Consider the following 24,893-nt stretch of genomic DNA (forward strand, 5'->3'; position numbering starts at 1 on the left):
ACGCCTAGTCGCCCTTGGTGATCAACTGTCGCAGCGCCACCCGGTCCGCCGTCAGCAACTCCTCGATGCGCGGGCGGTTGACCTCCGCGACAATGATCTCGCCCACGTCCTGGTTGACCTCGCTGAAGATCCCATGCGACTTCATCTTTGAGCTCTGATACTGGTTGTCTTCGGTAGGCGTGACGTAGTAGACCGCGTCAGCCTTGAACCGGTGGACCAGCCAGAGGTGGATCAAGGTCATCAGCCGCTTCTGGCGAAGCTTGTGAGCGAACGTGTTCTGGTCACGCACGGTGAGAATGCTGCGGCCGTGGCGGTCCTTGATGGGATCGAACACGACGTTGGCCAACTGTTCGTCGTCGTTGCCGTAGATTCCCAGTTCCAGCACGTCGGAGCCGGCGCGGCGAGGCCGCAGCTGAACGCGCAGCTTTTCGCCCAGCTGGTAGTGATCGCTCCACAGCGCCAGCCACTCCTCCAGCAGCTTCTTGGGCACCTCGGTCTGCACGAGATGTTGGTGCTGTGTGGAGCCCTTGCCCATCGCCTTGGTAGTCGCCGTGCGTCCGGACGAGGCTTGCAGCGCAGCATCGCTGCGCGGGCCGGCGACCAGGGTCTGTGGTGTGCGATAAGGGGACTCGACGAGGCGCATCTTGCGCTGCAGCCGAGCCAGCGCCAGCATGCCGTCCTGTCGCAACGCCGTTGCGAATTCTTCGGAGGCAACACCATCGATCTGATGCCCACCGTAGGTGATGAAGTTGAAGACGAAGCCCATCTTGCCCAGCTCTTCGGGGAAGCGCTTCATCTCCTCGTCGGTCATGCCGGTGGTATCCCAGTTGAACGACGGCGAGAGGTTGTAGGCCAACATCTGGTCCGGGAACTCGGCATGGATCGCCTCGGCGAACTGCCGCGCGTCGGCGAGGTCGGCCGTCTTGGTCTCCATCCAGAGGATGTCGGCAAATGGTGCCGCCGCAAGCGACTTGGCGATTGCATACGGTATGCCGCCCCGGATTTGGTAGTAGCCTTCTGGCGTTTTTGCCAACTCGCAGTCCCAGCCGGGGTCGACGCCCATTTCCTTCGCCTTTTGCCGAGCCGCATAAAGCGATGCGCGCGCGGCGAAAGCCCGCCATTCTTCGGGGCTCATCGGCACCGGATCGCCTTCGCTTTGACCGAACGCGAGCACCTCGGCCACGGCCTCTGCATAGGTCATCAGGCCGGCGTCGTCCTCCCACGCGGCCACGAACCGGGATTCGACTTGGTCGAAAAGGTCGTCGATGGTCTGCATCCCGTCTTCGCGCCAGGAGTTAACGGCGTCGGAGATCAGGCCCATGATGCCGTAACGCTCGAGCCAGCCGTTGGCGGCGGCGTACTCGGCATCGGCGAGAGCGTAGAGCAGGTGACCGTTGAGTTCCTTGACGCCCAGTTCGTAGAAGCGCCGGAGCATGGCCAGGAAGCAGGACTTGTAGGAGGGGATATCGAGTTTGGTGGCGCCCAGCAGGAAAGGCTGGTCCCGTTCGTCGGCGCGGCAGTCGATCAGATTGGCTGCTTCGGCATCGGTGCGCGCGACGATGATGCCCGGGACTCGCATCACGTCGAGCTGGAAACGAGCGGCGTTGAGACGCTTGATCTGTTCGTCGGACGGCACCAGAACCTTGCTGCCTTGGTGGCCGCACTTCTTGGTGCCCGGGCGCTGGTCCTCGATGTGGTAGCCAGGCACTCCAACCTCGACGAAGCGGCGGATGAGGTTGCGCACGTGTGGATCACCGCCGTGGCCGGTGTCGGCGTCGGCGATGATGAAGGGCCGAAAATCGTAGGCCGTGGTGGTGGCGCGCTGGTGGTCGGTCATCTGCAGGCGCAGGTACTCCTGATTACGGTCGGCGGTAAGCAGGGCGCGTACCAGTACCGCCGCATCGTCGGGCACCTGACTCAGCGGGTAGCTGGCCAGGTCGGGTCCGGGATCCTCGGTCGTGGAACCCTTGGCCGAGGTCGCCCATCCGCCTAGGTAGATCGCCTCGATGCCCATGCGCTTCATGCTCACGGCCTGGCCCGGCGAGTACGGGCCGAAGGTGGTTACGCTCTTCTTCTCGGCGTAGAGCTCGCGTAGGCGCTGGTAGAAGGCGCCCGCGGCGGTTCGTGCGACGGTGTAGTCGTTCGGAATCGTGCCGCGCTGCTCTACGACTTGTCGCGCCGTATAGAGGCGAACAATCCCGGCAAAACGGGAACTGTCGAAGTATCGCTGTGTGTCGGCGACTTCTTGCTCGAACGGTGTGCGGACCTCAGTGTCCGTTTCGGCGATAGCCATGGGCTTGCGCTCCTTTGTGCGCCCGGTTACCTCAACGGACCGAGTGCATCCCCGTAGCACGCGACAAAATCATCGGCTAAGCGAGTCTCTGAAATCGCTCGCAGCCGGGCGGGCGGCGCCGGTATCGTTTTTCTGTGAAAACGCAATTGCGGTTCGAACGGTGGTTCCTGCCCCTTTCGGTGCCGCTGGGCCTGGGACCCAAAAACTGCGCGGTTCGGGTCGAGGCAGGCAACCTGCACGTGCGGATGGGTTGGGCGTTCGCCGCCGACATTCCCGTAACGTCGATCAAGAGTGCCGCGCTCACCAATGCCAGGGTGTTCGCGGCGGGGGTCCACTATTCTGGCGGCCGGTGGTTGGTCAACGGGTCCGGAAAGGGCCTGGTGGCGCTGACGATCGAGCCGCCGGCGCAAGCCAAGGCGGTGTTCATGTCGGTGCGGGTGCGCTCCTTGTGGATCAGTGTCACCGATCCGGATGCGCTCATTGCCGCATGCGCTACTCCCTAGCTGCGCTCAGCGCAGGCCGGGGTGCGCCCGCTGCTTCAGCCAATCTCGCTGCCCGCGGATGAAGTCGGCGTCAACGACGCTGCCGTGACCGGGGACGTAAATGGCGTCGGGTCCGCCGATCGCCAGTAGACGCTCGAGTGTTGCGGGCCATGCCGCGACGTCAGAATCGGCGTCGATGGCGGGGTCGGCGGACTCCTCGACAAGGTCACCGGTGAAGACGACGACCGGTCCGGTCTGAGCAGCCGGCGCGGTCGCCACGACCACCAGGTCTGCGCTGGTGTGGCCACGGCCGAGATGGGTGATCCGCACGCGGCGGTCGCCGAGGTGGAGGTCGGCGTCCAAGATCGGGTGCCGAGGCGGTCGCAAGGCTGCGATTGCGGTATCGATCTCCCCAGCATCGGCGCCGTGGTGCAGCGCGTCCTCGCGCAGCTGGTGGCCAGCCGAGGAGAGGTATTCGGCGACTTCGGGCGCGCAGCATATTTCGGCGCCGACAAAAGCCGAGGAGCCCAGCACGTGGTCGAAATGCTTGTGTGTCAACGCGATGTGTGCCACACGGCGGTCGGTGAGTTGCCGGATGTCGGCCTGAATTGCGGCCGCTTCGCGCAGCGTTGAACCGGAGTCGACGAGCAGTGCGTCGTCGCGGCCGATCACCAAACCGACTGTGACGTCGCAGAACGGCAGCCGACAGCGATAGACGCTGCCGGGCAGCTGTTCCCAGTCGTAGTTCACAGCTAGCAACGTAGGCCGTCGCGGGCGTGCGCGGGCCGATTGCGGCATGCGTCTTGCCGGTCGGTCTGGCTGGGAGTCGACGATTGCAGCGCCGGGCGCCAACTTACTACGGGCGATGCGCGGCGGAGTACGGCTGTGTTATGACGGAAAAGTGTTCGAGGACGCGAGTGCCGAGCAGGCCCGGGCGATCCTGGCGGCCGCGCATTGTGTCACCCAGCAGACCATCGATCCCGCCGATCCCCGCTCCGGCCGCGGCGAGGGAGTCGTCGTCGCCGCGGGCCGGTTGTTGTTTCGCCCCGCCGTGGAGATAGAGCCGAGTGGATTGGGGCGCATCGAGCCGCAGGAACTGGCTCGCGCGGTGGGGCCGGATCGTGATCTGGCCGAACACGCCGCGGCGCTGATCGCCTGCGCCTCGCTCTCCGATGGCCGGATCGATCCTGGGCGGCTGCGCAAGGTGGTCGAGTACGCCCACGCGATGCATGTTCGGGCGGGCTGGGTGCGAGACGTGCTCCAGGTGGCTCGTGGGCATCTCGCCTGGGCGATGGCGGACATGACGCGACGCAACAGGTCGACCTTCCCCGGCTGGGCAAGCCCAGACGACACGCTCACCGTGATGATGCCCTACCGGGCGCAGACCGATGAGGACAAGAGGCTGGCCGCTCGGTTCCTGGCCTTGGAAGGATTGCCCAAAGGAACTTTCGGGCACCAGTTTTGGGCTCACTTCCGGCGGCACGGTTTCGGATTTCCCGGTGAAACGGAAGCGTTCACGGGATTGTTTGCTGTTCCTCATGACGGTCTACATGTGCTGTCCGGTGACAGCACCTCGATTCAGGGTGAACTGCTGGTGAGTACCTTCACCGGTGCAATGCACCGCCGCGATGCGCTGCGCGCGCATATCTTGCCGGTGATCTTCGAGTGGCACGTGGGCCACGAGGTCAACGGTATCGGCGCGCGCCGAGGAGCGCTGGACCCGGTCAAGTTCTTGGTCAGCTGGCAGCGCGGGGATTCGATGACCACCGATGTGCTGGCGCCGAATTGGGACTTCTGGTCGGTCGTGGATGCCGAACTCGACGAACTACGAGTCAGGTACGCCATTGCTCCGTTGCTGCCGGCCGACGCCGCGGCGGGTGACGAGGTCATCGTGGCGGATAAGGCGGACCCCTACGCGAACTAGCCGAGCATTATGTCGGAAAAAGTTGACATGTCGGAAATCTCCGACATATATTCGTCGGGTGTGTACCCCGGAACGCATTTGCGACCGCATCTTCGTCGCGCTGGCTAGTCCGGTGCGGCGCAAGCTACTTGAGATTCTGACCGGGCAGCCGCTATCGGCAGGTGAACTCAGCGACCGGTTCGAGCTGAGTCGCCCTGCCATCGCAGAACACCTCAAGGTGCTGCGCGAAGCCGGGCTGGTCAGTGACGAGGCGCAGGGGCGCCGTCGCATCTACCGGCTGACCGCCGAACCGCTGGCCGAGCTGGGTGAGTGGCTGCATCCATTCGAGAAGCTCTGGCGAGAAAAGTTGTCCGCACTTGCCGAAGCGGCCGAGGAGCAGCAGTGAGCCCGACGATTTGCGTGGACCAGTTCGTGGCTGCGCCCCCGGAGAAAGTGTGGCGGCTGCTGACCGAACCCGATCTGCTGCGGCGCTGGTGGGCCGAGGGCGAGGTGGCCGCGGTGGTTGGGCACCAGTTCGAACTCGACATGCCGGGTTTTGGAAAGCAACCCTGCAAAGTGCTCGAGGTGGACCCGCCGCGCCGCTTCGTCTACACCTTCACCGCCGCCTGGACGCTCGCCTGGACCTTGGAGCCCGAAGGCGCAGGCACCCGGGTGTTCTTGGAGCACAGTGGCTTTGATCGCAACGATAAGCGTATGGCCGATGCGTTCCTGCGCATGGGGCCCGGCTGGCGCGATGTGGTTCTCCCCCGCCTGGCGGCGGCCGTCACGGCGACTGCCGATGGGGCCGAGAAAGCAGCCATCGGCGAGTAATTCCGCAAGCTGCGGTTCGATGAGTCCTGATATGGAGGAACAATGCGTGCTGTCGTAATCACGAAACATGGTGACCCGTCGGTCCTGCAGGTGCAGCAGCGGCCCGACCCGCCGCCGCCCGGCCCGGGTCAGCTGCGGATCGCGGTTCGCGCGGCGGGGGTGAACTTCGCTGACCACCTCGCCCGCGTGGGTCTCTACCCGGATGCACCGAAGCTTCCGGCGGTGGTTGGCTACGAAGTCGCCAGGACTGTCGAGGCGGTGGGCGCCGGCGTCGACGAAAGCCGGATCGGCGAAAGAGTTTTGGCTGGGACACGATTCGGCGGCTATTCCGAGATAGTGAACGTCACGGCGACCGACTCGGTGGTGCTCCCCGAAGGATTGAGCTTTGAACAGGGGGCCGCGGTCCCGGTGAACTACGCAACCGCGTGGGCGGCTCTGCGCGGGTACGGGTCGTTGCGGGCCGGAGAGCGTGTGCTGGTGCACGCCGCGGCCGGTGGTGTTGGCATCGCGGCTGTTCAATTCGCCAAGGCGGCGGGTGCTCAGGTGCACGGAACCGCATCTCCTGGGAAGCATCAGCGGCTTGCCGAATTGGGAGTCGATCGGGCCATCGACTACCGCCGGGACGGCTGGTGGAAGGGCCTGGACTCCTATGACCTCGTGCTCGACGCGCTCGGGGACACCTCCCTGCGCCGATCGTATGAGCTGCTGCGGCCGGGAGGCAGGCTGGTCGGCTACGGGGTTTCCAACATGCAGGAGGGCGAGAAGCGCTCGCTGCGCCGGGTGGCCCCACATGCGCTATCGATGCTGCGCGGCTTCAACCTGATGAAGCAGCTCGAGGAGTCCAAAACCGTGATCGGTCTCAACATGCTGCGATTGTGGGACGACCGTGGCACGCTCGAGCCTTGGATCGCGCCCCTGAGTGAGGCGCTCGGTCAAGGTACCGCTGCGCCGATCGTTCACGCGGCGATACCGTTCGCCGAAGCGCCTGAAGCGCACCGCATTCTGGCGGCCCGGGAGAACATCGGCAAGGTTGTGCTGGTGCCATGAGCGTTCGGCGTGCATCGGTACACGTATAGCCAGTCGCCAATGCTGTTGCGCTATCCCGATGTTTGCCGTGTGGCCACATCCTCGAGCACCTGATAGGCAGCGTTGTAGCCCGGTATGAAGGTGATGCCCGGGCCGTCATGGCATCCAGCGCCGCCGAGGTAGAGGCCGTCGATGGGAATCGGAAAGTCGAGAAATCCCCTGGGGCCGGGGCGGTTAGGCCCCATCAGATCCGGATGCAACAACCCGTGGCAGAAGTCACCCGAGGGGGCCCCGAACATTGTTTGCATGTGATACGGCGCGAACGTGATGTAGCGGATCACAATGTCTTTGAAGTTGGGGGCGAATCGGGTGATCTTGTCGATAACGCGTTGGGCCATAATGCGTTTCAGATGACCATGTTGGTCGCGGTCGACCTCCACCGGAAACGCGTACGCATAAGCGCTGGCGGCGTGCTTGCCCGGCGGTGCGAGGCCGCTGTCGTGGACCGAGGGAATCTGCATCCCCATCGAGGGATTCTCCGGCACGATGCCTCGCCGGCAGGTTTCCCATTGCTGTTGCTGTTCCTCGGGCGTTCCGAAGATGCCGACCGACTGCTGCATTCCCGGCTCATTCAACAGCTCATAGGGTGGTGCGAATTCGGGTAGCGCGTCGAGGGCGAAGTGGATCTGTACGAAGGAGGCCCGATGGTCGCGCCCGGCCAACCGTGCCAGCAGATCTGCCGGGACGTGTTCCGGCCCGACGAGCTTGGCTAGGGTCACGTCCGGTGCCAGGTTGGACACCACGACCGGCGTGCCGATCACCGAGCCGTCGGGCAGTCGCACACCAGACACCGCCCCACGGTCAACGACGATCTCCACTACTTTCGAGCGGAATCGGATCTCGCCGCCGGCCGATGCGAAACGCTCCCGCAGATGATCGGTCAGGGCACCGATGCCGCCCCTGAGCTTGGTCATCATCGCGGTGCTGTCGTCGGGCACTGCAAGGGCAAACGCCAGGCAGGCGGCACTGCCAGGAGTAAATGGTCCACGGTAGGTGGAATTGACGGCCAGAAACGCCAACATTCCGCGCATCACCGCATGTTTTTCCTTGTGCGGCAGGAATCGGTCAATCACGTCCATCGCGGAGCCGAATAGCATTTCGTGAATAGCCCTGCGCTCGGCCTGGTTGGTGGCGCAGGCATACATCTCGTCGAGGGTCCGGGGCGGCGTGCGCACCTCGAAGCGGCCGAGTGCCCGGCCCGGCCCCTGACTCCAGCCGATCAGCTCGGCCATGCCGGTGACAGCCGCCGAGCCGTGCTTTTCGCCTAGGTGTGAGATCAGTTGCAGCGGATCGCGATAGAAGATCATCGCCTCTTCGCCGGATTCGCCGATGTTGGTCGACATCACCTCGGGTGCCACGGTGGGCAAGGTGTCCAGCCCAAGCTCTTTGCTGATTTGGCTGGCCGTCGGAAATTGCATCGATCCTGCGATCTCGAAGTGGAAGCCGTCGATCAGTTCAACCGTTGCGGCCATTCCTCCGGCGTATGTGTTGGCTTCCATGCATAGGGTGCGAAGTCCCGCGCGTTGCAGAACCGCGGCGGCGGTCAACCCGTTGTGCCCAGCTCCCACCACGATCGCGTCATAGTCCGTCACGGCTATTTCCTCCCGAGTAGGCAATACGCACGTCCCAGGTTATGTCAGTACTGACATATTTTGAAGATGTCAGCCCTGACATCTTTTGCGCCGCTGAGATAGCATCGGTGCGAGATGACCGTGCCCACCAACCGTCACGAACTGCGTCGACGATCCACCCACGAAGCGCTGCGGCGGGCTGCATTAAAGAGCTTTGCGCGTAAGGGATTTGCTCAGGTGACGGTGACCGAGCTGGCACGAGAGGCCGGTGTTACCGAACGGACGTTCTTCCGGCATTTTCCGACCAAAGAAGCGGTGCTGTTCCAGGACTATGAGAACCAGCTGGAGTGGCTCGCGCGGGCGCTTGCCCAACGCCCGGTGTCCGAGCCGCTCTTTGATGCGGTCTTGGCCAGTGTCGCCGCCTTTCCGCATGATCTGGAAGTGGTGCGCCAGGCCGCAACCGCTCGAAGCGAGTTGATCAGCGCGGATCGGATCGCTAACCATCTGCGGGTGGTGCAGTCGTCGTTCGCGCAGGTGCTGACCGCGTTCGTCAGAGACCGGTATGCGGATGTGGCCAATGTCGACCTTGTTGCGGAGGTCGCCGGCGCGACGATTGCAGCGGCTCTTGTGGTGGCGGTGGAAAATTGGGGCCGCTACGGGTGTGCCGAAGACCTCGGCGAACTGGTGGCCGCGAGCCTGGATCTGGTGCGGTCCGGTTTGGCGCCGCTGTCCTAGCGACGGTGAAGGTGTCCGGTATTGTCAACGGCGCTGCGTTGCGCCAGTCGCGGCTTCTGGTCTACGGCGCCTTGGAGCATGGCAGGCCAGGGCAACCGAAATTCGTAGGCGGGCAGGACAAGTCCAGTATTTCTGAAGTGTGAGTGTTACGCCAGGGATCGGCCATGGCGGGGCTGCCCTTGATGTGCGTGATGCATTGGAGGTGCATTGTTGTGAGCCTGCGGGTTCGTGCAGGGGTGGCGAGCGCCGGTACGGCCGCTCCCGCGCTGGCCGATTACGGTGTCGCGGGGTTGGGTCGGATCGGTGAGCCTGGCTGTTGCGGAGGTAGTCGGGCATGACATCGCCGCTCTGGATGGCTTCGCCGCCTGAGGTGCATTCGTCGTTGCTGAGCACTGGACCGGGGCCCGGAGGAATCCTGGTGGCCGCCGCCGGGTGGCTATCGCTGGGTGCGCTTTTCGAGGCAACAGCGGCAGAGGTCGATCATCAAATTTGCGAAGCGATACGCCTCTGGCAGGGCCGTGCTGCCGATGATTATGTAGCAGCGCACACCCCTTACGTGGTGTGGCTCGACCACGCCGCAATCGTCTGTCAGCGGGCTGGTGCTGCGCTCCAGATGATGGTGGCGGCATATGGCGATGCCTTAGCCGAGATGCCCACGATGGCGGAATTGCAGGAAAATCATGCTGTACACGGGGTGCTGGTCGCGACGAATTTCTTTGGCCTAAACGGGGTTCCCATAGCTGTGAACGAGGCGGACTATGTGCGGATGTGGATCCAGGCCGCCGGCGTGATGGGCGTTTATGAATCCTGCACGAGTGCGGCGCTACTCGAGGTGCCGCCGACCTGCCCATCCCCGGTGTTGGTCAATCCCGGCGTCGAGGGGGTTGGCAATGCCACCAGTTGGTCCGGCTTCGCCGACAGCGACGAATTCTCCGTCTCTTCCTTCAACGACGGCGTTCTTGGGCTGGACGTTGCGGGGGAACTATGCGAGTTTGACCCGTTCGACGGCCTTGATCTTGACGGTTGCCAGTTGGTCAGCGTCTCCACGACTCAGGGATTCGGCGCAGCTATGGATGTGACCGCAGCACCGGGCTCGCCGCTTTCGGGAGCGGCGTTAGCTCCCACCGGCCACATCTGCGCTGGGGTGCCGTTGGCGACCAGCACGCCGTTGGGGGTCACCCGTCACGTTGGCGACCTTCAGATGATGGCAGCACGAGACAACTCCGATCGCGCTGTGGTGGACGCACCCCACGAAATACTCGTCAGTGATTCTCGCGGGGGCACAGCCCAGTCGGGGGCGTCAGGTTCGGTGCGTCCCGGAGTGGGATCGGCCTCCGTGGTGCAGGCAGCGTCCGATGGGAGGCCGGTGTCGGAGCTGGCAGGCGGCCGTGGTGCAGGAACGGTGGGCTTCGCGGGGGTCTCCGCCACCGGCACCAAGGTGCGGCCCGCGGGTTTGTCGGCGACCGGTGGTGGTGAATTCGGCAGTGGTGCCGGCGTGCCCGTCTTGCCGGCTACCTGGCCGCTGCAGGTTGTCGGCTCCACTAGCGGTAGCGGGGTCTCGCCGCCGGCCCTGTGAGAGCACACCACCGACAACTACCGACGACCCAGAGCGCAACAGCTGGCAGCCCTTCCCGCCGGCCAGCGCGGGGGCCATGGCTTCCCGTTCGTGGCCGCCGACCGGGATCCGATGCGCTTCGGGGTATGCCGCCGTCCTCGGCCACTATCAGATATGAGATCGCAAACCCTGCTCGGTGAGCATCGACTCGTCGACGGCTATGCGGCGTATGTCTTCGTCGACCCCGAGGCTGTCAAACATCACAAAATTGACGTGCTGTCAAGTGAATTATTAGCGCTATTCGGGCGGGCGTGCCATGACTCGCCGCTGCGATTGCTGGTTACAGCGAGGTAATTCCGTCTCTCCATATCGTGCTACATCACCGCAGGCTAACGTGCTATATGGGCAAATGCGTGTTCGGCGCTTATGCGAACTCCCCGGAGCAAAATTTCATCGCATCATGAAATGTAGATTCTAGAATGTAGTTTTGAATTCAAAATGAGCTTCATTTGTTAAACGTGTGCGAAAATTCCGCCATTTTGTGCTCACATTTCTCTGGTCGATGTCAGGATTGCCTACGTGGCCAGGGCTCCGGCGTTGTTGATTAGCAGGCTTGTGAGCTGGGGAATTGTGGATTGAGGAGGTCTAGGCGGCGGTTGGCGGTCAAAGCGGTGATCCGGCAGGCTTCGGCGATGTTGTCGGCGCCGTTGAGGCGGTGCAGATTGATCGCGGTGTTGCGTAGCGTTGCTAGGACCTGTGCGCCGTTTCCGGTATGTGCCCTTTGACGGTCTTCGTCGAAGGTGACGTCGCGTATCCAGTGCAGGCTGTTCTCGATTCCCCAGTGTTGACGCATCCAGGTCATGATCGCGGTAGGGCGGGCGTGCTCGAACGGCAGGCTGCAGATGGCATAGACCACCTCCACGCTGCGCTGGTCGGTGGCGGTGATCAAGCGTTCACGAGTGATCCGGATGATTTGTTTTGCGTAGGGGAAGCCGATTCCTCGTGCAGCGGTGATGATTTGCAGGGTGCGGGTCTCGACACGGCCCCGGCCGCGGGAGTCGTCGGTAGCGGCTGCGGGCACCTCGGCCCAGGGCAGCGCGGTGATACGCGCAAGTATTTTGGCTTGGTTGGACTTGACGATCATCAGGTAGTGCGACTTCAAGGTGGCGCAGATCAACTTCGCGGTGACGACCTGGGTATGCATCGCATCCACGGTGACCAGCCACCGCAAGCTACCCGGCAGCAGCGTGAGCAGGGCACGTACGCAGGGAATTTCATTGCTTTTCTCGGCGACAGCGAGTTGACCGAGCACCAATCGGGCACGGTGGGCGAACACCGACACGAGATGCGTGGCTGTCGCTTTGGCGCGTAAAGCACCACGCAGCATCTTGCCGTCCAACGCGATCGGCACCAATCCGCTGGGGTCGCTGCTGGCCACGTGTGCAGTGAAGTAACTGCCCATCCTGGCGTTGAGGTCGGCGGGGTCTAGCCGAGACAAAACAGCGCGGAAGGTCTTCTCACTGGGCCGCCGGAACCGGACCCCTAATTGGGCCAACACATCATCGGGAGCGGTGGCCGCCCATGTGGCAAAACCAGCATAGCCGCGCATCCCCGCGGCAGTGGCCAGAACCGCGATCGCCAACAAAGCCATCAGCGAATACCTCCGACCGCGTGGGTCCCTCGGGTCTGGCACCGAGGCCAACACATCGAGAAACTCCGATCCGATGAGCTCGCTGCGCTCACCAGGACTCCAGCGGTCGAACACCTCTGGAACCGACGACACAGGCAATACTGAAACGGTAGGCACGGGCAACTCCAGACCAACGACGAACAGTAACCAACTCGATCGTTCTCCAGATAGCCCGTGCCTACACTCCGGCCCCAATAGCGCGGCACCAAAGATCATCAACCCAGCTCACAAGCCTGCTAATCAACAACGCCGGAGCCCTGTATCGCCAGGTAAGGCTGCGCGTCTTCCGATGGTCGCAGTAGTTCGCAACGGCTGGACACGCGAGGGCGCCCGCCAGGTGCTACTCGCGGTAGGTGCCGGTGTGTTGTATGGCAGCTGGGCGGCGTTTGCCAATCAGGCGGGCGGCGCCGCGGTGGCGCTGCGCGCGGCTTTGACACAGATGCTGTTGAGTATGGCCGCGACCCTGATGTTGGAGCTGGTGCTGGAGCGGCTATTTCGCTTGGGGCGCACTCCCAGACGCGGCTTTTGGCTGTCGTGGCTGGGGTCGTCGATGCTGGCCGCGACCGCATTGGTGACGGGGCACGTCCTGGTAGGTACGCCGCACGTTGCCACCACGATCGCGCCGTCACTGATGGTCGGCACCGCATTCTGCTATCTATATGCGCGCGGGATGCTCGCGCGCCGCGGACGCGGGCACCCGAGTCTGGCGGCGTAGATACCAGCAGTTCGAAATGCGCTGCTCACCCCGGTAGGCTGCAGTGCTGTGGGCTCGAAGGTAATGGCATCCCACGCGGCGCGCCTTGGCGCTGCGGGATTGCTGCTTGCGGGCTGGGCGGGGTCGACGGGCGTTGCCGCGGCCGATCCCCAACCAGCGCCGCCCGCGCCGAAGACGACGATGGATCACGACGGCACGTATGCCGTGGGCACCGACATCGTTCCCGGTACCTATACGTCGGCGGGGCCGGTCGGCGACGGGACCTGTTATTGGAAGCGCATGAGCAACCCCGATGGCGCCCTGATCGACAACGCGATGACCAAGAAGCCTCAGGTAGTGCAAATCGAGCCGACCGACAAGGCGTTCAAGACGAGCGGCTGCCAACCCTGGCAGAGCACCCCTGACGCCGATGTGCCCGCCGAGCTTCCCGGCCCGGCCGCCGGGGGCCAGCTGCAGATGAATCTGGGGATACTCAACGGGCTGCTCGCTCCGAATGGTCAGCAAGTACCCCCGTCCTAATTGAGGTCGATCTTGGGCAGCGGTCGCACCGCGGCAAGTGATGCGCAACAAGTCGTCGTCATCGGTGCCGGCGTCAGCGGGCTGACGTCGGCCCTGTGCCTGGCCGAAGCGGGTTGGCCGGTGCGGGTGTGGATCGATCTGCTGCCACGGCAAACCACCTCCGCGGTGGCGGGTGCGGTGTGGCGACCGCGATTTGTGGAACCCGTCGTCAAGACCCGAAAGTGGGCCGAGCAGTCACTGCATCGGTTTCGCGAGCTGGCCGACGATCCGACCAGCGGTGTGCAGCTGATGCCCGCTATCAGTGTTGGGGAGATAGCCGAGGTGGACGTGACGGCGTCTGGGGAGGACATGATTCCCGGCCTGCGTCCGGTCGCCGACACCGACGTTCCGGACGGCTTTCCCGCGGCCACTGCAGCGACCCTGCCGATGATCGATATGCCCCGCTACCTTGATTACTTGACGACGCGGCTTGCCGCGGCGGGTTGTGAAATTGAGATACACCCGGTGCGGTCGCTGACCGAAGCCGCTCAGAGCGCACCGATCGTGATCAACTGTTCTGGTCTGGGTGCCAGGGAGTTGGCCGGCGATGACAGTCTTCGGCCGCGATTTGGCCAGCGTGTTGTGCTGGCCAACCCCGGCTTGGACCAACTGTTCATGCAGCTAGGTGATGGCCCGGAATGGATCTGCTACTTCCCTCACCCGCACCGGGTGGTGTGCGGCGGCATCAGCATTCTTGATCGCTGGGACACCACTGCGGATCCCCAGGTGACCGACCGTATCCTGCGAGACTGCCGGCGGATCCAGGGCTCCGGCGTTGTTGATTAGGAGGCTTGTGAGCTGGGGAATTGTGGATTGAGGAGGTCTAGGCGGCGGTTGGCGGTCAAAGCGGTGATCCGGCAGGCTTCGGCGATGTTGTCGGCGCCGTTGAGGCGGTGCAGATTGATCGCAGTGTTGCGTAGCGTTGCTAGGACCTGTGCGCCGTTTCCGGTATGTGCCCTTTGACGGTCTTCGTCGAAGGTGACGTCGCGTATCCAGTGCAGGCTGTTCTCGATTCCCCAGTGTTGACGCATCCAGGTCATGATCGCGGTAGGGCGGGCGTGCTCGAACGGCAGGCTGCAGATGGCATAGACCACCTCCACGCTGCGCTGGTCGGTGGCGGTGATCAAGCGTTCACGAGTGATCCGGATGATTTGTTTTGCGTAGGGGAAGCCGATTCCTCGTGCAGCGGTGATGATTTGCAGGGTGCGGGTCTCGACACGGCCGTGGCCGCGGGAGTCGTCGGTAGCGGCTGCGGGCACCTCGGCCCAGGGCAGCGCGGTGATACGCGCAAGTATTTTGGCTTGGTTGGACTTGACGATCATCAGGTAGTGCGACTTCAAGGTGGCGCAGATCAACTTCGCGGTGACGACCTGGGTATGCATCGCATCCACGGTGACCAGCCACCGCAAGCTACCCGGCAGCAGCGTGAGCAGGGCACGTACGCAGGGAATTTCATTGCTTTTCTCGGCGACAGCGAGTTGACCGAGCACCAATCGGGCACGGTGGGCGAACACCGACACGAGATGCGTGGCTGTCGCTTTGGCGCGTAAAGCACCACGCAGCATCTTGCCGTCCAACGCGATCGGCACCAATCCACTGGGGTCGCTGCTGGCCACGTGTGCAGTGAAGTAACTGCCCATCCTGGCGTTGAGGTCGGCGGGGTCTAGCCGAGACAAAACAGCACGGAAGGTCTTCTCACTGGGCCGCCGGAACCGGACCCCTAATTGGGCCAACACATCATCGGGAGCGGTGGCCGCCCATGTGGCAAAACCAGCATAGCCGCGCATCCCCGCGGCAGTGGCCAGAACCGCGATCGCCAACAAAGCCATCAGCGAATACCTCCGACCGCGTGGGTCCCTCGGGTCTGGCACCGAGGCCAACACATCGAGAAACTCCGATCCGATGAGCTCGCTGCGCTCACCAGGACTCCAGCGGTCGAACACCTCTGGAACCGACGACACAGGCAATACTGAAACGGTAGGCACGGGCAACTCCAGACCAACGACGAACAGTAACCAACTCGATCGTTCTCCAGATAGCCCGTGCCTACACTCCGGCCCCAATAGCGCGGCACCAAAGATCATCAACCCAGCTCACAAGCCTGCTAATCAACAACGCCGGAGCCCTGCCGGCGGATCGAACCCAGATCGGCCGACGCGCCGGTCATCGAAACAATTACCGGATTGCGGCCCGATCGGCCGTCGGTGCGTGTGGAAGTCGAACAGATTGGGGCGACGCGGTGTATTCACAACTACGGTCACGGGGGCGATGGTGTGACTTTGTCGTGGGGTTGCGCGCTTGATGTTGCGCGGCTGGCCGGCCTCGATTGCTGAAGGGCAGGGCCCGCTCAGTGCCCGTTGGGAACGGGCGACAACGCGGCTTCGACCGACGAATACATCGGCAGCAGACGGCGCAGTCCACACGCGGCAATGGTGCGGGCAACGATGGGCTGGTTGCTCACCAATCGCAGATTCACGCCGCGCCGACGGCACCGCACCGACTCTTGGGCCAAAACCGCATAGGCACATGAGCCAATGAAATCCAGGTCACGAATATCGATCACGAACGGACCCGGCGCGATGGCGATGGCAGCGCTGCGATTCACCAACCGCTGCCAGACCACCTCATTGCTGGCGTCAACGTCTCCTCCGACGTGAACAACCACTGCCGAGCCGGTGCACTCGGTGACCGCCCGTAGACCGGTATGCGGATCCCCGGCGGGTGAACTCAGCCGGGTGCTCGATGAACTAGGCGATGACCCCATCGCGACGGTGTTCACTCTTCGCACTATCCCGTCCTAGTGTGCCGTTAGGTAGCGCCGACCTGGATCCGCGAGGACAAACCATCGGTCCTCGCAATCGCAGCAGAGCTACTGTCTCCGAGCGCGTTAGCGAGCTGTGTTCGTAAGCATATGTGCAACTGTGGCTGACAACATAGGGTGTCGCGTGCGGTAATTTTGGGCGCTCTTGCCCGGCAAGTTTGTCACATCGATCGACGTAGGTGGCTGAACTTCAATTTATGGTCGTGTTCTACCTGCCCTCAGCAACCTAATCGAAGGCCAACTAATAATGGCTAGCCGCGCGCTACGCGGCGCAAATCACGAGTCAGCAACGACAGAAGCCAGCTCACGATCGACAAGAGGATGGCGGCCCAGACGGCGGTCCACCAGAAGTGGTCGATCTGCAGGCCCCACCTGGTGGTGTCTTCGGTGATCCGGGCGGTGATCCACAACATGAACGCGTTGATGACGACGTGAATGAGGCCCAGCGTCAGGATGTAGAGCGGGATTGACAGAAATTGCACGATGGGCTTGATGATGGCGTTGACGAGGCCGAAGATCACCGCGACAACGAAGATGATCCCGATCTTCTCCAACGTCGTGTCGCCACCGACAAATCGGATCCCCGAGATGCAGAGCGTGACCACCCACAATGCAAATCCTGTGACGGCGGCGCGTAGCAGAAAAGGTCCCATGCGCCGATCCTGCCATTCAATTCAGCTCGTAGAAGCGCTGGGCGTTGAGTCCAGCGATCTTGTTCCGAGACTGTTCACCGATGTCGGTCCTGGTGCGCAGCTGCTTCGTGCTCTCGGGCCACTCGCCGTCCCAATGCGGGTAGTCGCTGGCGAACATGATGAAGTCATCGCCCAGCACGTCAATCACGCCAGGCAGGATTGGCTCGTCGGGCTCGCAGGTCACCCAGACGTTGCCGGCGCGCAGGTAGTCGTGCGGGTCGCGGCGCCAGCCTTCGTCGATCCAGTCACCGCGTTTCTCGTAGTGCTCGTGCAGGCGGTCGACAAAGAAGGGGACCCAGCCGACGCCCGCCTCCAGAAAGGCAACTCGCAATCGGGGATGACGGTCAAAGACACCGCCCGAGACCAGCGCGGTCATCGCCGTCATCTGGTCGAAAGGGAAGCTGATGCAGTGCACCTGGATGTAGTTGGTGAAGCGGTCCACGCCGATTTTGGGCAGGTGCATACCGGGGGCGCCGTGAATTCCCAGCGGCATCCCCTGCTCGACGGCGGCGGCGTAGAACGGATCCAGGTCGGCATGGTCAAGGTTGCGGGACTTGAGCGCGGGTGGGACCAACGTTGCGACCAGCCCCAGCTCGTTGGCCTCTTTCATGATGTCGATGGCCACTTGCCCGTGTTCGATGGGAGTGACACCGACACCGCGTAGTCGCCCGTTTGTCGGGGCACAGAAGTCCGCGATCCACTCGTTGTAGAGGCGTGCGAAACCGGCGGCGAACGCCGGGTCTTTCAGGCTGGGAACGCAGAGCCCGACGCTGGGATAGAGCACCATCGTGTCCAGGTGATCGCGATCGGCGTCGGCGAGTACCCCATCGGCTGTCGCACAGTTGATTCCGGGAGCTTTGCTGATGCCGTGTTGGGGCGGACACCCGGCCCCGGGACCGTTGTCCTGCGGGTAGTGCCGGCCCTCGATCATCAGATGCGGTCGACCGCGCGTAGTGAGTCGCACCCGGTCCGGCCGACGACGCAGCGCTTCGCCGGTCAGCGACGCGTTTTCGGCGACATGTCCATCGGCATCGATGATTCGCATATACGCCCAAGCTACTCGCGAGTGGCCGCCACCCCAGGTGCGCGGACCGGCGTGCGGTACGCCACGATGCAGAACGTGAAAACACCGTGGCTGAACGTCGACCAGCGGAATTCGTTTATCGCGGCGTTCTTGGGCTGGACGATGGACGCGTTCGACTACTTCATCGTGGTGCTGGTCTACGCCGACATCGCCAAAACCTTTCATCACACCAAGACCGAAGTCGCGTTCGTGACCACCGCGACGCTGGCCATGCGGCCGGTGGGTGCGTTGATCTTCGGGCTGTGGGCAGATCGGGTCGGCAGGCGCGTTCCGCTCATGGTCGACGTGGCCTTGTACTCGGTGGTCGGGTTCTTGTGCGCCTTTGCCCCCAACTTCACGGTGCTGGTGATCTTGCGCCTGCTCTATGGCATCGGCATGGGTGGTGAGTGGGGATTGGGTGCGGCGCTTGCCATGGAGAAGGTTCCCGTCGGTCGGCGCGGATTTTTCTCGGGGCTGCTGCAAGAGGGCTATGCGTTCGGCTATCTGCTGGCCACGGTGTCGAGCCTGGTGGTGATGAACTGGCTGGGTCTGTCCTGGCGCTGGCTGTTCGGGTTGTCCATCATCCCCGCGTTGATCAGCCTGATCATTCGGTACCGGGTGAAGGAATCCGAGGTGTGGGAGGCTGCGCAGGACCGGATGAGGCTCACCAAGACCCGAGTCCGAGACGTGCTGCGCAACGCGGCGATCATCCGGCGGTTCGTCTACCTGATGTTGCTGATGACCGCCTTCAACTGGATGAGCCACGGTACCCAGGACGTCTACCCGAGTTTCCTCACCGCCACCACCGACCACGGTGCCGGATTGTCGTCGGCTACCGCCCGCTGGATCGTGGTCGTCTACAACGCGGGCGCCATCATCGGCGGGCTGATGTTCGGCACCCTTTCACAGCGCTTCGGCCGGCGGTACACGATTGCGTTCTGCGCGGTATTGGCGTTGCCGATCGTGCCGATATTCGCTTATTCGCGTACCGCCGCGATGCTGTGCCTGGGTTCCTTCTTGATGCAGCTATGCGTGCAGGGGGCCTGGGGCGTGATCCCGGCGCACTTGACCGAGATGTCGCCGGACGCCATTCGCGGCCTCTACCCCGGGGTCACCTATCAGCTCGGCAACCTGCTGGCGGCGATGAACCTGCCCATTCAGGAACATCTGGCCGAAACCCACGGGTATCCGTTTGCCTTGGCCGTGACAATCGTGCCGGTGTTGACCGTGGTCGCGGTGCTGGCGCTGATCGGCAAGGACGCGACCGGTGTCCACTTCGGCACTGCCGAGACCGCCTTTTTACCAGGGAAGACATGACGCAGACAGCGTCGGGATCGCGAAATGCGCGCTCCGGCTAGCCCGACTCGGGGGCGGTCGCCGCACGATCGACCGGCGGCGAATCGTCGGCCGAGTTATTCGCTCAACGCACGCCGCAACAGGTGCATGGCAACGGTCGTTGAGCGTTCGCGGATGTCGGACCGATTTCCGGGCAGCCGCAGCGTTCGAGTGACGTTGCGACCGTCGCCGACCAACACGCAAAAGCAGACTGTCCCGACCGGCTTTTGCTCGGTTCCCCCACCGGGACCGGCGATTCCGGTAATCGCGACCGCGGTGTCGGCGCCGAAGCGCTGCAATGCCCCCGCCGCCATGGCCTGCGCCACCGGTTCTGAAACTGCCCCGTGCATCTCGATCAGTGTTGGGTCGACGCCGAGCAACTCGGCCTTGGCCTCATTGGAGTAACTCACCACACCGCCCATGACATAGGCCGAAGAGCCAGGGCGGTCGGTGAGCCGAGCGGCCAGGAGTCCAGCGGTGCACGATTCCGCGGTCGCGATGCGCCGGTCGGCAAGCAATCGTGCCACCAGATCGTCCACCTGCGAGCCGTCTTCGGAGTAGATTTGATCGCCATGGCGATCGCGCAGCAGTCGCGCTACTTGCGCATAGGTGTCTGCCGCGCCCGGTTCGTACCGCGTGACCATCTCGATTTCTCCGCGCCGCAGGCATGTCGTGATCTCTAGCGCGCCAAAATCGGGGATGGTCGTCTCGGCACTGCGCAAGGTCTCGGCCAACCCGGACTCCGGCAGTCCGAACATCCGTATTGTCTCTTGCCGGTAGGTCGTTCGGCCGGCGATCGCCTCCTGCGCCCCGGGCATCTGAATGGCACTGTGCCACATGGGCTGAAGCTCGCGCGGGGGTCCTGGAAGCACCATGACCGTCGGCTTTCCCGGCACCACCAGACCAGGCGCGGTACCCACCGGATTGATCACTTGCGCACCAGCCGGGATCATCGCTTGCTTCTGATTGGCGGCCAGTACCGAGTCGAAGTTGCCGGGGTCGAAACCCGGGTTGCGCGCCATCAGCCTCTTGAGGATGTTGGCGATCGTGTCTTCCAGTTCCGTGTCCAGTATCAGCTCGCGTCCACAGAAACGGGCGACCACCTCGACGGTCATGTCATCGGCCGTAGGTCCTAGGCCACCGCTGGTGATGATCAGGTCGGGGTCCTGGTCTGCCATGAATCGCAGCTGCGCTTCGATGTCGGCAGGGCGGTCGCCGCAGATGGTGATGTGGGCCAGCTCGACACCCAGCTCGAGCAGCTGGTCGGCGATCCACGGGCCGTTGCGATCTTGGACACGGCCGGTGAGAACCTCAGTTCCGGTGACCACGATGCCCGCACGTGCGCTCACCGGCCTCAGCCTACGCACCGGCCGATCCGGCGACGAAAGTGCCTTCTTGGCAAGTCGATTAATGCCCAGCTGGGGTGCGACGGCCGGGGCCGCACATTCGGCGCTCAGCGCCTGCAGGTGATCTAGTGGCCCGGGGCGCCAGGTTGACCCGGCTGACCAGGCTGGCCGGGCTGACCGGGGGTTCCGCCGGGGCCCGGTTCGCCGCCGGCGCCGCCCGGACCACCCTCGCCGGGCCGACCACCTATGCCAGGTGCACCGCCCGGTCCGCCGTCGCCGCCCCGGCCGCCTTGACCTCCAGGACCGCCGACACCGCCCCTGCCGCCGGCGCCGCCTCGCCCACCGGCACCGCCCCTGCCGCCGGCACCACCGGCTCCGCCGGCGCCACCGGCTCCGCCGGCGCCACCGCGGCCACCCGCCCCGCCTTGGTCGTCTTGGCCGCCGGGCTCACCGGTATCGCTACTCATGCGATTCGCGCCGGTAGGGGTGTGCAGTGACGAGCCATCGGTGTGCCTCCTGGTGGGCCAGCCAAACTTCCTCGGTTCTGTCACGTTATCTCAGCGGCCGCCTCGACCGGCATCAGACTCCAGGCCGTGCCGCGGCAGTCCCTCCGCTTTGGTCCGCGTCGTCGCGGCTGGCTGGCCGAAGCCGGCCGGTTGATGGCGTTTCCGGCGGTGCGCGACGGACAATGGGCCCATGATCGAGCTAGAGGTAGTCCAGGCTGACGGCACGAAGCTCGAACTCGACGCGATCACCAACGCCGCCAATACCCAACTTCGCCATGCCGGTGGCGTCGCAGCGGCCATCTCCCGCGCCGGTGGGCCGGATATCCAGCGTGAATCGAATGAAAAGGCGCCGATCGGGCTCGGAGAAGCGGTCGAAACCACGGCCGGCGAGATGCCGGCGCGCTACGTGATCCACGCGGCGACAATGGAGCTGGGCGGTCCTACCTCGTCCGAGCTCATCTCTCGGGCCACCAGCTCTGCCTTGCGCAAGGCCGATGAGCTCGGTTGCCGCTCGCTGGCCTTGGTGGCATTTGGCACCGGCGTCGGCGGCTTCCCGCTCGAACGGGCGGCACGGCTGATGGTCGAAGCGGTGCGGCGACACCACCCGGGTTCGCTAAAGCGGGTGGTTTTTGCCGTGCACGGAAATGCGGCCGAGAAAGCATTTGTCGCTGCAGTGCAGGCCTAAGGTGCTGGCTGATCGCTGCCGGGCTGAGCTAGGTAACGCTCTACCGACGCGACTTTGCCGGTCATTGCGTCACTGGCTTCCCGGCGCCAGTCCGCCTTGATCACGGTGCTGACTCGCGGCGCGCGGGCCGCGACGGCCTCCACCGCGCGCTGTACCACCGCCATGACCTCTTCCCAGGTATCGCCTTCGATCACGGTGAACATCGAGTCCGTCTGGTTGGGCAACCCGGAATCGCGAACCACCCGAACCGCTTCGGCCACGATCTCGCCAACGCCTTCACCAACGCCCATCGGGGTAACGGAAAACGCGACAAGCACAGACACGCTTTTCTCCTATGCCAAGCCGCTGTCGGTCGGCACGGCCGTACTCGGCACCGCGACGGCCAGGACCGCAGCCACGGCAGCAAGAATCCGGCCCTCAGCACGATACGCCCCGCAGTGGGAGAACAGCCGTCCGCAATTGGCGAGATCGGTTGCTTCCACCAGTGCCGCCGCTACCGCCAGACCAAGCGATCGGATTTCCGCCACCGCAACACGTGGCACCCGCACGCTCACAGCGACATGCGCCTACCCAGACCGGCCCCTTGGCGCTGCGACCCGACCTGGCAGCATCGAGGCCCATGCGGGTTCTGGTGCAACGGGTGTGCTCGGCAGCGGTGACGGTCGACGGTGACGTGGTCGGCGCCGTCCGGCCGCCCGGCCAGGGACTGCTGGCCTTCGTCGGTGTGACTCACGGTGACGACGGCGACAAGGCCCGGCGGCTTGCCGAAAAGCTCTGGTATTTGCGTATTCTCACCGATGAGAAATCGGCTTCTGACCTTGGCGCGCCGATTCTGGTGGTCAGTCAGTTCACGCTCTACGCCGATACCGTCAAGGGACGGCGGCCATCGTGGAACGCTGCGGCGCCGAGGGCGGTGGCCGAGCCGCTGGTGGCCGCGTTCGCTGAGGCCTTGCGGGCGCTGGGCGCCCACGTGGAAGCCGGTGTCTTCGGGGCCCACATGCAGGTTGAGCTCATCAACGACGGTCCGGTGACCGTCATGCTGGAACTGTGATCGCGTGCGGCGGTAGGTTGGCGCCGTAGCGGGAGGTATCGATGACTACATCCGAATATGGATCTCGTCGTTCCGACGATGACCAGTGGGACATCGTCAGCGGCGTCGGTTACACCGCATTGCTGGTGGCGGGATGGCGCGCGCTGGACACGGTCGGGCCGCAACCGCTGGCTCCCGACGAGTATGCGAAGTACTTCATCGCGGCGTCCGGGGATGCGTATTTGAACGACCAACTCGCCCATCCGCCAACCTCCGTGGACGAAACCGCGTTCCCCCGCCTCTACGGAGTCCAGACCCGGTTTTTCGATGACTTTTTCCGCTCCGCCGCCGCCGCGGGAACCAAACAGGCGGTGATCGTCGCCGCCGGTCTTGACTCGCGGGCCTATCGGCTCGAATGGCCATCCGGAACAACGGTATTCGAAATCGACCTGCCACAAGTTCTCGAGTTCAAAGCACGGGTGCTGCAGCGCCATGGTGTCGAGCCCAAAGCGCGACGAAACGAGGTAGCGGCGGATCTGCGCACCGACTGGCCGGCGACGCTGCACGCAGCGGGGTTCGAGCCGGGTCAGCCCAGCGCCTGGTCGGTGGAAGGACTGTTGCCATATCTGACCGCTGACGCGCAAGATGCCCTATTCGCGCGGATCGATGACCTTTGTGCGCCGGGCAGCCGAATCGCCACGGGGGCCCTGGGGTCGCGGTTGGATCACGATCAGCTCGTCGCCCTGGAGCAGACGCACCCCGGGGTCAATCTGTTTGGCGACGTGAACTTCTCTGCCTTGACGTATGACGACAAGACCAATCCGGCCCAATGGCTGGCGGCGCGCGGGTGGGTCGTCGAACCTGTTCGCAACACGCTCGAGTTGGAAGCCGGCTATGGAATGACGCCCCCCGCGGTGGATGTGCGCCTCGACGCCATCATGCACTCCGAGTACATCGTCGCTACTAAACCTTGAGCAGCACCTTCACGTCATTGCCGGACCGGGAACCGGCAATCGAGTACCCCTTGGCAGCTTCGTCCAGTGGCAATGAAGTGGTGAAGATCCCGTCCACATCAAGGCGTCCCGACTCGAGCAACGGAATCAATTCTGACCAGGTGCGCTGCACGGGTGCGATGGTCAGTCGCAATGTGATGCTGCGCAGCAGGCAGGTCAGGGCGGGAAGCGGAAACGGCTGCAGATCGTGAACGCCGACAACGGACACGGTGCCGCCGGCCCGAACGGCGTTGAGCGCGTCGGTCATTGATGCGTCGGTGTCCACGGCATCAATCACCGAATCGGCGCCGCGCCCACTCGTCGCTGCGACAATGGCCTCGGCCGCCGGAGAAGCGACGGCGGTCGCTCCCCATTCGGCGGCCCGCTGCAAGCGCCCCTGCACTCGATCCACCGCGAACACGGTCGCAGCGCCTTGGGCGAGGGCACTGCGCACCGCGCACAGCCCCACCGCGCCCAGGCCGATGACTGCCACCGTTGCGCCAAAGGGGATATCGGCCCGGCGTGCGGCCGCCCAGCCGGTTGCGAGGTTGTCGGTGAGCAGCAACGCCTGCTCGGTCGTGATTGCAGCGGGAATCTTGAGCACCTGGAAGTCCGCGGCCGGGACCGCGAGCAGGTCGGCCTGCGCGCCGCCCAGCGCGCCGGATCCGAAGATCTGTGGCCCGGAAACACACATCGCCGGATCGCGGGTGGCGCAACCCGCGCAGGCGCCGCATCCGGCCACCGAGGACACCATGACCTGGTCACCCACTTCGACGGTGTGGACGTCGGGTCCTTTCTCCACCACCGTGCCAACCGCCTCATGGCCCAGGGCCACCGGCTCGGCCAGGGGGTATTCGCCCTCGTAGAAATGCAGGTCGGAGCCGCAGATACCCGCGGCGCTCACGACGACTATGACTCCGTCAGATCCGGGCAGTGCCGGGTCGGGACGGTTGTCGACGCGGATACTGCCCGGCCCGTCGATGACTACGGTGCGCATGTCGGCG

General features: G+C 64.1%; 23 protein-coding genes and 4 pseudogenes. 16 read left to right on the top strand and 11 right to left on the bottom strand.

Going from position 1 to position 24,893, the window contains the following annotated elements:
• Window positions 1-4: 4 nt before the first annotated feature.
• On the bottom strand, window positions 5-2,293 hold the full coding sequence (aceA, locus tag SHTP_RS12705; RefSeq protein ID WP_096370784.1) for an isocitrate lyase ICL2: 2,289 nt from the start codon (window positions 2,291-2,293) through the stop codon (window positions 5-7).
• Window positions 2,294-2,427: 134 nt separating this feature from the next.
• Here aceA and SHTP_RS12710 point away from each other — a divergent pair, with 134 nt between their 5' ends.
• Window positions 2,428-2,796, top strand: coding sequence for a hypothetical protein (locus SHTP_RS12710; RefSeq protein ID WP_011740823.1), 369 nt, complete (start codon window positions 2,428-2,430; stop codon window positions 2,794-2,796).
• A 6-nt stretch (window positions 2,797-2,802) separates the two neighbouring features.
• On the opposite strand, the gene SHTP_RS12715 is transcribed toward SHTP_RS12710, so the two are convergent.
• Window positions 2,803-3,525: an MBL fold metallo-hydrolase gene (locus SHTP_RS12715; protein WP_041299148.1), complete on the bottom strand. Its 723-nt coding sequence runs from the start codon at window positions 3,523-3,525 to the stop codon at window positions 2,803-2,805.
• Between the two features lie 115 nt (window positions 3,526-3,640).
• Here SHTP_RS12715 and SHTP_RS12720 point away from each other — a divergent pair, with 115 nt between their 5' ends.
• Genes SHTP_RS12720 through SHTP_RS12735 form a run of 4 tightly spaced genes read left to right on the top strand, consistent with a single transcriptional unit; the run spans window position 3,641 to window position 6,556 of the window.
• Window positions 3,641-4,699 (top strand): hypothetical protein, encoded by a 1,059-nt coding sequence (locus SHTP_RS12720; RefSeq protein WP_231991773.1) that lies wholly within the window; start codon window positions 3,641-3,643, stop codon window positions 4,697-4,699.
• Window positions 4,700-4,757: 58 nt separating this feature from the next.
• Window positions 4,758-5,084: an ArsR/SmtB family transcription factor gene (locus SHTP_RS12725; RefSeq protein ID WP_015355573.1), complete on the top strand. Its 327-nt coding sequence runs from the start codon at window positions 4,758-4,760 to the stop codon at window positions 5,082-5,084.
• Window positions 5,081-5,509 carry an SRPBCC family protein gene (locus SHTP_RS12730; protein ID WP_011740819.1) on the top strand — a complete coding sequence of 143 codons (429 nt, stop codon included), beginning with the start codon at window positions 5,081-5,083 and terminating at the stop codon, window positions 5,507-5,509. The genes SHTP_RS12725 and SHTP_RS12730 overlap by 4 nt, the downstream gene beginning before the upstream one ends.
• Before the next feature lie 42 nt (window positions 5,510-5,551).
• On the top strand, window positions 5,552-6,556 hold the full coding sequence (locus tag SHTP_RS12735; protein ID WP_096370786.1) for a zinc-binding dehydrogenase: 1,005 nt from the start codon (window positions 5,552-5,554) through the stop codon (window positions 6,554-6,556).
• Window positions 6,557-6,606: 50 nt separating this feature from the next.
• Here SHTP_RS12735 and SHTP_RS12740 read toward each other — a convergent pair whose 3' ends face one another.
• Window positions 6,607-8,187 carry a phytoene desaturase family protein gene (locus SHTP_RS12740; protein ID WP_096370787.1) on the bottom strand — a complete coding sequence of 527 codons (1,581 nt, stop codon included), beginning with the start codon at window positions 8,185-8,187 and terminating at the stop codon, window positions 6,607-6,609.
• A gap of 114 nt (window positions 8,188-8,301) precedes the next feature.
• Here SHTP_RS12740 and SHTP_RS12745 point away from each other — a divergent pair, with 114 nt between their 5' ends.
• Both SHTP_RS12745 and SHTP_RS12750 read left to right on the top strand, forming a co-directional pair.
• Window positions 8,302-8,901, top strand: coding sequence for a TetR/AcrR family transcriptional regulator (locus SHTP_RS12745; protein WP_096370788.1), 600 nt, complete (start codon window positions 8,302-8,304; stop codon window positions 8,899-8,901).
• Between the two features lie 334 nt (window positions 8,902-9,235).
• Window positions 9,236-10,477, top strand: a complete 1,242-nt coding sequence (locus tag SHTP_RS12750) for a PPE family protein (RefSeq protein ID WP_015355570.1) — start codon at window positions 9,236-9,238, stop codon at window positions 10,475-10,477.
• A gap of 583 nt (window positions 10,478-11,060) precedes the next feature.
• Here SHTP_RS12750 and SHTP_RS12760 read toward each other — a convergent pair.
• The gene (locus SHTP_RS12760; protein WP_420873001.1) at window positions 11,061-12,263 is read right to left on the bottom strand and encodes an ISAs1-like element IS2404/ISMul1 family transposase; all 1,203 of its coding nucleotides are present in this window, start codon (window positions 12,261-12,263) and stop codon (window positions 11,061-11,063) included.
• Between the two features lie 172 nt (window positions 12,264-12,435).
• Between SHTP_RS12760 and SHTP_RS12765 the strand changes: the two genes are divergently transcribed.
• The 3 genes and pseudogenes from SHTP_RS12765 to SHTP_RS12775 form a co-directional block, all read left to right on the top strand.
• Entirely contained in the window at window positions 12,436-12,861 is a 426-nt protein-coding gene (locus SHTP_RS12765; RefSeq protein ID WP_020725328.1) for a hypothetical protein, read from the top strand.
• A 63-nt stretch (window positions 12,862-12,924) separates the two neighbouring features.
• Window positions 12,925-13,380 carry an Rv1352/Rv1906c domain-containing protein gene (locus tag SHTP_RS12770; RefSeq protein ID WP_096372450.1) on the top strand — a complete coding sequence of 152 codons (456 nt, stop codon included), beginning with the start codon at window positions 12,925-12,927 and terminating at the stop codon, window positions 13,378-13,380.
• Window positions 13,381-13,392: 12 nt separating this feature from the next.
• Window positions 13,393-14,184, top strand: a pseudogene (locus SHTP_RS12775) (FAD-dependent oxidoreductase); the annotation flags it as partial.
• A 17-nt stretch (window positions 14,185-14,201) separates the two neighbouring features.
• Here SHTP_RS12775 and SHTP_RS12780 read toward each other — a convergent pair.
• Entirely contained in the window at window positions 14,202-15,404 is a 1,203-nt protein-coding gene (locus SHTP_RS12780; protein WP_420873002.1) for an ISAs1-like element IS2404/ISMul1 family transposase, read from the bottom strand.
• A gap of 129 nt (window positions 15,405-15,533) precedes the next feature.
• On the opposite strand from SHTP_RS12780, the pseudogene SHTP_RS12785 reads away from it, so the two are divergent.
• Window positions 15,534-15,752, top strand: a pseudogene (locus SHTP_RS12785) (FAD-dependent oxidoreductase); the annotation flags it as partial.
• Between the two features lie 14 nt (window positions 15,753-15,766).
• On the opposite strand, the gene SHTP_RS12790 reads toward SHTP_RS12785, so the two are convergent.
• The 3 genes from SHTP_RS12790 to SHTP_RS12800 form a co-directional block, all read right to left on the bottom strand.
• Window positions 15,767-16,198: an anti-sigma factor antagonist gene (locus SHTP_RS12790; RefSeq protein WP_011740808.1), complete on the bottom strand. Its 432-nt coding sequence runs from the start codon at window positions 16,196-16,198 to the stop codon at window positions 15,767-15,769.
• A gap of 293 nt (window positions 16,199-16,491) precedes the next feature.
• Window positions 16,492-16,893 (bottom strand): phage holin family protein, encoded by a 402-nt coding sequence (locus tag SHTP_RS12795; RefSeq protein WP_015355564.1) that lies wholly within the window; start codon window positions 16,891-16,893, stop codon window positions 16,492-16,494.
• 16 nt (window positions 16,894-16,909) lie between these two features.
• Window positions 16,910-17,977: an amidohydrolase family protein gene (locus tag SHTP_RS12800; protein ID WP_096370791.1), complete on the bottom strand. Its 1,068-nt coding sequence runs from the start codon at window positions 17,975-17,977 to the stop codon at window positions 16,910-16,912.
• Between the two features lie 66 nt (window positions 17,978-18,043).
• On the opposite strand from SHTP_RS12800, the gene SHTP_RS12805 reads away from it, so the two are divergent.
• Window positions 18,044-19,312, top strand: coding sequence for a sialate:H+ symport family MFS transporter (locus tag SHTP_RS12805; protein WP_096372451.1), 1,269 nt, complete (start codon window positions 18,044-18,046; stop codon window positions 19,310-19,312).
• A gap of 95 nt (window positions 19,313-19,407) precedes the next feature.
• Here SHTP_RS12805 and SHTP_RS12810 read toward each other — a convergent pair whose 3' ends face one another.
• Window positions 19,408-20,679: a competence/damage-inducible protein A gene (locus tag SHTP_RS12810; RefSeq protein ID WP_096370792.1), complete on the bottom strand. Its 1,272-nt coding sequence runs from the start codon at window positions 20,677-20,679 to the stop codon at window positions 19,408-19,410.
• Window positions 20,680-20,804: 125 nt separating this feature from the next.
• Between SHTP_RS12810 and SHTP_RS27190 the strand changes: the two genes are divergently transcribed.
• Together SHTP_RS27190 and SHTP_RS12820 are read left to right on the top strand one after the other, a co-directional pair.
• Window positions 20,805-21,173 carry a hypothetical protein gene (locus tag SHTP_RS27190; protein WP_157756329.1) on the top strand — a complete coding sequence of 123 codons (369 nt, stop codon included), beginning with the start codon at window positions 20,805-20,807 and terminating at the stop codon, window positions 21,171-21,173.
• Window positions 21,174-21,372: 199 nt separating this feature from the next.
• The gene (locus SHTP_RS12820) at window positions 21,373-21,867 is read left to right on the top strand and encodes a macro domain-containing protein (protein WP_096370794.1); all 495 of its coding nucleotides are present in this window, start codon (window positions 21,373-21,375) and stop codon (window positions 21,865-21,867) included.
• Here the strand turns inward: SHTP_RS12820 and SHTP_RS12825 are convergent.
• Window positions 21,864-22,190 (bottom strand): MTH1187 family thiamine-binding protein, encoded by a 327-nt coding sequence (locus SHTP_RS12825; protein ID WP_012394498.1) that lies wholly within the window; start codon window positions 22,188-22,190, stop codon window positions 21,864-21,866. The two genes, SHTP_RS12820 and SHTP_RS12825, sit on opposite strands and share 4 nt — an antisense overlap.
• A gap of 296 nt (window positions 22,191-22,486) precedes the next feature.
• Between SHTP_RS12825 and dtd the strand changes: the two genes are divergently transcribed.
• A complete protein-coding gene (dtd, locus tag SHTP_RS12835; protein WP_011740834.1) occupies window positions 22,487-22,918 on the top strand; it encodes a D-aminoacyl-tRNA deacylase in 432 nt (143 codons plus the stop codon).
• A 41-nt stretch (window positions 22,919-22,959) separates the two neighbouring features.
• Window positions 22,960-23,865: pseudogene (locus SHTP_RS12840) on the top strand (class I SAM-dependent methyltransferase); the annotation flags it as partial.
• Here the strand turns inward: SHTP_RS12840 and SHTP_RS12845 are convergent.
• A pseudogene (locus SHTP_RS12845) lies at window positions 23,746-24,886 on the bottom strand (zinc-binding dehydrogenase); the annotation flags it as partial. The pseudogenes SHTP_RS12840 and SHTP_RS12845 overlap by 120 nt on opposite strands.
• Window positions 24,887-24,893 lie beyond the last annotated feature (7 nt).

The organism is Mycobacterium ulcerans subsp. shinshuense (assembly GCF_002355775.1).
Classification (GTDB): Bacteria; Actinomycetota; Actinomycetes; order Mycobacteriales; family Mycobacteriaceae; genus Mycobacterium; species Mycobacterium marinum.

What these genes read in the sequence shown, in the direction of transcription:
- aceA (WP_096370784.1), bottom strand. Translation starts at nt 2,293, where the DNA reads ATGGCTATCGCCGAAACGGACACTGAGGTCCGCACACCGTTCGAGCAA.
- SHTP_RS12820 (WP_096370794.1), top strand. Translation starts at nt 21,373, where the DNA reads ATGATCGAGCTAGAGGTAGTCCAGGCTGACGGCACGAAGCTCGAACTC.
- SHTP_RS12735 (WP_096370786.1), top strand. Translation starts at nt 5,552, where the DNA reads ATGCGTGCTGTCGTAATCACGAAACATGGTGACCCGTCGGTCCTGCAG.
- SHTP_RS12750 (WP_015355570.1), top strand. Translation starts at nt 9,236, where the DNA reads ATGACATCGCCGCTCTGGATGGCTTCGCCGCCTGAGGTGCATTCGTCG.
- SHTP_RS12800 (WP_096370791.1), bottom strand. Translation starts at nt 17,977, where the DNA reads ATGCGAATCATCGATGCCGATGGACATGTCGCCGAAAACGCGTCGCTG.
- SHTP_RS12805 (WP_096372451.1), top strand. Translation starts at nt 18,044, where the DNA reads ATGCAGAACGTGAAAACACCGTGGCTGAACGTCGACCAGCGGAATTCG.
- dtd (WP_011740834.1), top strand. Translation starts at nt 22,487, where the DNA reads ATGCGGGTTCTGGTGCAACGGGTGTGCTCGGCAGCGGTGACGGTCGAC.
- SHTP_RS12795 (WP_015355564.1), bottom strand. Translation starts at nt 16,893, where the DNA reads ATGGGACCTTTTCTGCTACGCGCCGCCGTCACAGGATTTGCATTGTGG.
- SHTP_RS12770 (WP_096372450.1), top strand. Translation starts at nt 12,925, where the DNA reads ATGGCATCCCACGCGGCGCGCCTTGGCGCTGCGGGATTGCTGCTTGCG.
- SHTP_RS12765 (WP_020725328.1), top strand. Translation starts at nt 12,436, where the DNA reads ATGGTCGCAGTAGTTCGCAACGGCTGGACACGCGAGGGCGCCCGCCAG.
- SHTP_RS12720 (WP_231991773.1), top strand. Translation starts at nt 3,641, where the DNA reads ATGCGCGGCGGAGTACGGCTGTGTTATGACGGAAAAGTGTTCGAGGAC.
- SHTP_RS12745 (WP_096370788.1), top strand. Translation starts at nt 8,302, where the DNA reads ATGACCGTGCCCACCAACCGTCACGAACTGCGTCGACGATCCACCCAC.